Genomic DNA, 7,475 nt, shown 5'->3' with positions numbered 1-7,475 from the left:
TTTAACCTTGAACCTTGAACCTTGAACCTAAAATCTAAAATCTAAAATCTAAAATCTAATCTCTAACATCTAACATCTAACATCTAACATCTAACATCTAACATCTAACATCTAACATCTAACATCTAACATCTAACATCTAAAATCTAAAATCTAAAATCTAAAATCTAATCTCTTTCTTTTCCCTGGTAGCTTTAACTTTGCTATTCATCTAGAATTGATCTCTCGATGTAATTTGGTGTTTTTCATGGCTAAAGATAGGTTTGCGCCAAAACCGTTAAACGATATTATGGCAGGTCTCAGTGGCCGGTTGTCGTTGTATGCGGGTAAAAGCCAAGCGCTGGATAAACAGCAGAGCTTATTAAGCGAATTTTTAGGGCCTAATTTAAGTGCTAAATGTCGGGTAAGTAATTATCGAGATGGCACTTTAATGATTGAAGCCGTTTCTGCTCCAATTGCTTTACGGTTAAATTACTTAAAAATGGATATGCTGTCGCACTTTCGCGGTGCAGGAATGGCTGAGCTTGGGCAGATCAAAATTACTGCTAACCCACAAGCAAGCCAGCGTTTGACACCAAACAATGCTACAAAAACCGTAAACGCTATGCCCGCTAAAAAACTTGCTATGAGTGAGCAAACAGCAGATTACCTTACTGCTATCGCCGCAGATGCACCGCCATCACTAAAAGAAAAGCTTGAACGATTGGCAAGGCATGGTAAGAAATAAAGGTTTTGGCGCTAGAACCTAAGTTTTTTTTCACCTCTTGATTTTATTTTATCTACCTCCATATCTTCAGAGTTAATGTCGTTTCATCGCTTTTATTAAAGTTATGTTTACGAGTTATTGTAAATTTTCTTGCAGAAAACGCATATCTTAACTACGCGATGGTTTGATGTTTCGCATAGTCTGGTATAGTAGCGCACGTATTGAACGCTGCATTTGGCAACGTTTCTCGAAATTGCTAATTAATATGTGCTCAAATGAGTAATCTATTAATTAGTAATTATAAAAATGGGTTAGCTGATAATCGGCTAGCAAAGAATACATTGTAACGGTTTTATCATGATATCTAATTTATTTACCAAGATTTTTGGTAGTCGCAATGACCGCACTATTAAAAATTTAAGAAAGACGGTCGCGCTGATCAACGCACTTGAAACGCAACTTGAAGCGCTTTCAGATGAAGACTTAAAAGCCAAAACAGCAGAGTTTAGAGAGCGTTACGATAACGGGCAAAGCCTTGATGACATTTTACCAGAAGCATTTGCAGTGGTACGTGAAGCATCGAAACGTGTTAATGGTATGCGCCACTTTGACGTACAGTTACTAGGTGGCATGGTGTTACACCAAGGCCGCATCGCAGAAATGCGTACTGGTGAAGGTAAAACTCTTACCGCAAGCTTACCGGCATACCTACGCGGTATCACGGGTAAAGGGGTTCACGTTATTACCGTGAATGATTACCTTGCTAAGCGTGATGCTGAGACTAACCGACCATTGTTTGAGTTTTTAGGGTTAACGGTTGGCTGTAACGTGCCTGGTATGATGCCGCAACAGAAAAAAGAAGCCTACGCAGCAGATATCACCTACGGTACTAATAACGAATTTGGTTTTGATTACCTACGTGACAACATGGCGTTTAGCATTAACGAGCGTGTTCAACGTCCACTTTACTATGCGGTAGTCGATGAAGTTGACTCAATTTTAATTGATGAAGCACGTACACCATTGATCATTTCAGGTCCTGCAGAAGACAGCTCGCAGTTATATGCTGAAATTAATACCATAGTCCCGCTTCTTGAATTGCAAGAGAAAGAAGACGAAGAAGGGGTTGAAGGTGATGGCGATTTCACCATTGATGAAAAAGCCAAGCAAGTTCACTTAACTGAGCGCGGCCAAATCAAGGTGGAAGAATTACTAATCGAGCGTGGCTTGATTGAAGAAGGTGATTCGCTTTATTCTGCTGCAAGTATTACGCTATTGAGCCATATTTATGCGGCATTACGTGCTCATAAGTTGTATCAAAAAGACATTGATTACGTAGTAAAAGAAAACGAAGTAATCATTGTTGATGAGCACACTGGCCGGACTATGGAAGGACGTCGTTGGTCTGAAGGTTTACACCAAGCTGTAGAAGCAAAAGAAGGTGTGAAAATTCAAAACGAAAACCAAACGTTAGCGTCAATTACTTTCCAAAACTACTTCCGTATTTACGACACGCTTGCAGGTATGACAGGTACTGCTGACACTGAAGCATTTGAGTTCCAGTCAATCTACGGCCTAGATACCGTTGTAATGCCAACGAATAAGCCGATGATCCGTGAGGATCGTGCTGATTTAGTTTATTTAACGCAGGAAGAAAAATACGAAGCAATTTTAGTTGATATTAAAGATTGCCAAGAGCGCGGCCAACCAGTATTGGTGGGTACTATTTCAATTGAAAGCTCAGAGTATTTATCACAGTTTTTACGTAAAGAAAAAATTAAGCATAATGTCCTAAATGCTAAATTCCATGCGCAGGAAGCTGACATAGTCGCCGATGCTGGTTTACCAGGTACCGTTACGATAGCCACTAACATGGCTGGTCGTGGTACCGATATCGTATTAGGTGGTAATTGGCAAAGCGAGGTTGAAAAACTAGACAACCCAACTGATGAGCAAATTAAGGCAATTAAAGACGCATGGCAAGTTCGCCATGATGCTGTAATTGCGGCTGGTGGTTTACATATTATTGGTACGGAACGTCATGAATCACGTCGTATTGATAACCAGCTACGTGGTCGTTCTGGTCGTCAAGGTGATGCGGGTTCAAGCCGTTTTTACTTATCAATGGATGATGCATTAATGCGTATTTTCGCAGGTGAACGCATGACCAATATGATGCGTAAACTCGGTATGCAACGTGGTGAAGCGATTGAGCATCCGTGGGTTAACCGCGCCATTGAAAATGCACAACGTAAAGTTGAAGCGCGTAACTTTGATGTTCGTAAACAATTACTTGAGTACGATGATGTGGCAAATGATCAACGTCGTGTTGTTTACTCACAACGTAACGAGTTACTTGAGGAAGGCGATATTTCAGAGACTATCTCGGTTATTCGTGGTGACGTATTAGGCAATACTATTGACCAATATATCGCGCCGCAAAGTTTAGCTGAAATGTGGGATATTCCTGGCCTTGAAGAGCGTTTAAAGCAAGACTTCTTAATCGAGTTACCAATTGCACAGTGGCTAGCTGACGATAACAAGCTTTACGAAGAAAAATTGCGTGAGCGTATCGAAGAAGCGGTCGAGCAAGCTTATAAAGAGAAAGAGCAACAAGTTGGTGAGTCAGTACTTCGTCAATTTGAAAAGGCGATTATGCTACAAAGCTTAGATCAACATTGGAAAGACCACCTTGCGGCGATGGATCATTTACGCCAAGGTATTCATTTACGTGGTTACGCGCAAAAGAATCCTAAGCAAGAGTACAAGCGTGAGTCGTTTGAATTGTTCTCGGAAATGCTTGAGAACCTTAAAATCGATGTAGTGAGCATTTTAAGTAAAGTGCAAGTACGTGCTGAAGAAGATGTTGAAAAAGTAGAAGAGCAACACCGTAAGAGTGAAAATGCCCCTCGTGAATATCAGCATGAAGAAGTTGAGCACGTAGGTGGTGAGACACCGCAGGGCGCTGTAGTTAGCGCTCGTGCGGAACCTAAAGTTGGCCGTAATGAACCATGCCCTTGTGGCTCAGGTCAAAAGTTTAAGCAGTGTTGTGGTAAGTTAAAATAACCTGTTTGAGTACTGAAAAAGCGACGCCTACGTCGCTTTTTTTGTTTTAAATTAAGGGGAACAGGGGAAGGCGCTAGGTTCTAGGGAAGAGACTAGGGGCTAGGTGTCTTGGCTTTTGTGGGAACAGGCTTTAGCCGTGATTGTTTTTGGTTATGTGATAAAGCTTATCGGCGCTAAAGCGCTCTCCTACAACCATTAAAAACTAGGAGCTAGGCTTCATAGCCCGAAACTCGTCACCCGCAGCCCGTGGTTTTTCTTCTAGAGGGGCAAAAACCTGCGCGAGGTAAACTCGCGCCTACGGGTTTGCACAGGTGTTTGGGTTATTGTAGGCGCGGCTTTATGCCGCGCAAAAGGTTTAAGTGAATTATTCACAAAGAAGTAAAGAGGCGCTGCGCTTTAGAGGTGAAAGTTAAAAGGTTAAAGGTTAGGGTCTTGGGAAGTGACTAGGAGCTAGGTGTTTTCATAGCCCGTAACTCGTAGCCCGTAACCCGTAACTCGTAGCCCGTGCTTTATGCCACGCGGTTCTTTGGCGGTGTAGATTAATAATAAAGGTAAGATGATAATGACTAAAAAAATTGTGCATGTAGCGGTGGGGGTTATCAAAGCGGGTAACACTTTATTTATCTGTAAGCGTCCAGATGATAAACACCAAGGTGGTTTATGGGAGTTTCCAGGTGGTAAAGTGGAAGCTGGCGAAACCGTTTTTGCAGCACTGCAACGTGAGCTTCAAGAAGAAGTTGGTTTAACAATTAATAGCTCAAGTGAATTGATGGTGATTGAGCACGATTACGGCGATAAATGCGTAAAACTCGATGTGCATTTAGTGACTGACTTTAGCGGCCAGGCTCATGGCGCAGAAGGCCAGCAAAGCTCTTGGGTTGCTATTGAGCAGTTAGATGAATATAACTTCCCTGCTGGAAATGTAGAGATTATAGAAAAAATAAAAGAGTCTTGTTAAGCCATATCCCGCGTTCAAAAAATTCTAACCTATGTGGGGAAATATAACTGCTATAACAGTTAATAAGTAATTGCCTATAAAGGGGTTTTATAGGCAACTCAGCGCTAAATGTAGTTTAGCGCATGATGCTTTCCTTAAGGTACTGAAATAACTCTTTGTAGCTTTTGGCTGGTTTTTCAGCTTTTACTTCTTTTGCGGCATTGCGTACTAATTGACGTAGCTTTTGACGCTCAATAACAGGGTGCTCTTCAATCGTTTGATTAACTAAATCATCACCTTGCGTAATTAAGTCTTCGCGTAACTGCTCAATTTTTTTAATCAAAACCTCTGCTTGGTTGTTTTTATTGAGCATAATATCGATGATAGCTTTGATCTCTTCGATATTTTCAACAGTACGTAATGTTTTAGCTATGTAATTTAAATGACGACGATACGCATCACTTTTGTTGCTGATTTTATCTGCGACTACCATGGCTTCTTTTAAATCATCATTTAAGGGTAAGCGTTCACGCTGTTTTTTCCCCATTTTGGCAATTTCTGAACCTAACTGATGAAACTCTTGCGCTTCGCGCTTTAGTTCACTTTTTGATATATAGATAATTTCTTCTTCAATTTCAGCAGGCTTGCCTTTTTTCTTCGCCATGGGGTACTCATATGATAACGTTAACTGCGGTCATTATACCCAAACTACCCCAAGATGCGAGTGTCGTCGGAGTTAAAAGCGATTTAGGCAAGGCATTGATTGCAAGTAATAGTGGTTCTATTGTTAAAATCAATAACGCAGTATAAATCGCTTTTAAACCAACCCCTTGGGCGTTTCACAGGGACTTACTCTCGTCGTTGTTACTTCTTAAAAGGGACTGCCATTCTTGCAAAGTAACGCCTTGATATTAAGCCCCTGTGAAACGCTGAATTCTGCATCTTGAGGTGGCTTGGGTATATACGTGATTCTTTTAATGATTAATATTAGCTGATGCAATGCGGTGAGTGTGTTAGCATTTAAGTATTATGATTGCGCCCGTAAAACGCTCTAAGCTCAGGACTAAAAAGATGAAAAGCCAACAGCAAGATCCTATTTATACTCAAATTTCTCAAATTAAAGATGCCGTTGCAGAAGTTTTAGAACACGCTAAAAAACTTGGCGCCACAGGCGCTGAAGCTGCTATGTCGAGCACATCAGGTTTATCGGTAAGCACACGCATGGGGGAAGTTGAAACCATCGAGTTTAATCAGGATGGTGGCTTGGGGATCAGCGTTTATGTTGGTAATCATAAAGGTTCAGCATCAACTGCTGACTTAAGCCCAAAAACATTGCGTACAGTGGTCGAAAAAGCCATTGATATTGCTAAATTTACCTCAGATGATCCGCATAATGGTGTTGCTGATAAGGCGCTTCTTGAGTTTGCTCCACTTGATTTAGATTTATATCATCCGTGGGATGTTAGTCCTGAACAGGGAATTGAGCTGTGCCATACTGCTGAGCAGGCTGCACTAAACGCTGATGCGCGTATTGTTAATTCAGATGGCGCGAGTTTTTCATCACACCAAGGTCTACGAGTGTATGGTAATAGCCACGGCTTAATTACCGGTTATCCGCGTACGCGCCACAGTATTAGTACCATGGTGATTGGTAAAGATGGCGAGCAAATGCAACGAGATTCAGCCTACACGGTCGCGCGTGACCAGGCTGGTTTGAATAGTGCCGCAGCGGTTGGGCTTGAAGCCGCTCATGAAACATTAGCAAAACTTAACAGCCAAAAATTAGGCACCATGAAAGTACCTGTGGTTTTTCGTGCCGATATTGCTAACTCATTATTTGGTCACCTTGTGTCGGCAATTGGTGGTGGTGCATTATACCGAAAGTCGAGTTTTTTACTTGATAGCCTTGGCACACAAGTGTTCAATAACTGCGTTAATATTTCAGAACGTCCGCATATACTAAAAGGCCTAGCGTCTTCACCATTTGATAGTGAAGGGGTAAAAACCATTGACCGCGAAATCATTCAAGGCGGTGAGCTACAAACTTACTTATTAGCAAGCTACGCAGCGCGTAAGATGAATATGACACCTACCGGTCATGCAGGTGGTATTCATAATTGGCTAGTTGAACAAACCCATGCTGACTTAGCGGCCTTGTTAAAAACCATGGGCACTGGCTTATTAGTGACTGAATTAATGGGCCAAGGAGTTAATACCGTAACAGGTGATTACTCGCGTGGCGCCGCTGGTTTTTGGGTTGAAAATGGTGAAATACAATACCCTGTAAGTGAAATAACCATTGCAGGTAAACTGCAAGATATGTTTAAAGGTATTAGCGGCATAGGTGGCGACATAGAGCGCCGTGGCGGTATTCAAACCGGCTCTGTATTGGTTGAGCAAATGCAAATAGCGGGAAGTTAGGCTAAAGCTTTAAGTCATAATTTTTTAAGCTATAAGTCCTAAGTTTTAAGCAATAAGTTTTGCTCGGTGCCTGAATTTGCGCAGGCGCGGCTTTATGCCGCGCATCAGCGGGAAAGGTTAAAGATGCTAGGGAATATGCTTTTGTAGGTCGGGCTTTAGCCCGAAAAGTAAAATATTAATTTTTTGGTTTCTCATTTCCCCTCATTGTTTTCTCTTTGTGCAAAATGTTTATAGGCGCGGCTTTATGCCGCGCATCAGCAGGAAAGGTTAAAGATGCTAGGGAATATGCTTTTGTAGGTCGGGCTTTAGCCCGAAAAAGTAAAATATTAATTTTTAATTAGAACT

The 7,475-nt window shown here is 41.7% G+C and carries 6 protein-coding genes; 5 read left to right on the top strand and 1 reads right to left on the bottom strand.

Going from position 1 to position 7,475, the window contains the following annotated elements; translation table 11 throughout:
- Positions 1 to 247 precede the first annotated feature (247 nt).
- The 3 genes from CWB85_RS15170 to mutT all read left to right on the top strand — a co-directional run bounded on the left by CWB85_RS15170 (position 248) and on the right by mutT (position 4,730).
- Complete coding sequence (locus CWB85_RS15170; protein WP_138555347.1) at positions 248 to 727, top strand: DUF721 domain-containing protein; 480 nt, start codon at positions 248 to 250, stop codon at positions 725 to 727.
- 336 nt (positions 728 to 1,063) lie between these two features.
- Positions 1,064 to 3,772: a preprotein translocase subunit SecA gene (gene secA, locus CWB85_RS15165; RefSeq protein WP_016710096.1), complete on the top strand. Its 2,709-nt coding sequence runs from the start codon at positions 1,064 to 1,066 to the stop codon at positions 3,770 to 3,772.
- A 562-nt stretch (positions 3,773 to 4,334) separates the two neighbouring features.
- Positions 4,335 to 4,730, top strand: coding sequence for an 8-oxo-dGTP diphosphatase MutT (gene mutT / locus CWB85_RS15160; protein WP_138555346.1), 396 nt, complete (start codon positions 4,335 to 4,337; stop codon positions 4,728 to 4,730).
- Between the two features lie 115 nt (positions 4,731 to 4,845).
- Here the strand turns inward: mutT and yjgA are convergent, their stop codons facing one another.
- Positions 4,846 to 5,373, bottom strand: a complete 528-nt coding sequence (gene yjgA / locus CWB85_RS15155; protein WP_016710094.1) for a ribosome biogenesis factor YjgA — start codon at positions 5,371 to 5,373, stop codon at positions 4,846 to 4,848.
- Between the two features lie 11 nt (positions 5,374 to 5,384).
- Between yjgA and CWB85_RS22985 the strand changes: the two genes are divergently transcribed.
- Positions 5,385 to 5,519, top strand: coding sequence for a hypothetical protein (locus CWB85_RS22985; RefSeq protein WP_016710093.1), 135 nt, complete (start codon positions 5,385 to 5,387; stop codon positions 5,517 to 5,519).
- A gap of 261 nt (positions 5,520 to 5,780) precedes the next feature.
- Positions 5,781 to 7,130, top strand: a complete 1,350-nt coding sequence (gene pmbA, locus CWB85_RS15150; protein ID WP_138555345.1) for a metalloprotease PmbA — start codon at positions 5,781 to 5,783, stop codon at positions 7,128 to 7,130.
- Positions 7,131 to 7,475 lie beyond the last annotated feature (345 nt).

The organism is Pseudoalteromonas sp. S1727 (assembly GCF_005886375.1).
GTDB lineage: Bacteria > Pseudomonadota > Gammaproteobacteria > Enterobacterales > Alteromonadaceae > Pseudoalteromonas > Pseudoalteromonas haloplanktis.
The sequence above is the reverse complement of the archived record's forward strand: the minus strand, read 5'-3'. Positions and strand labels throughout refer to the sequence as shown.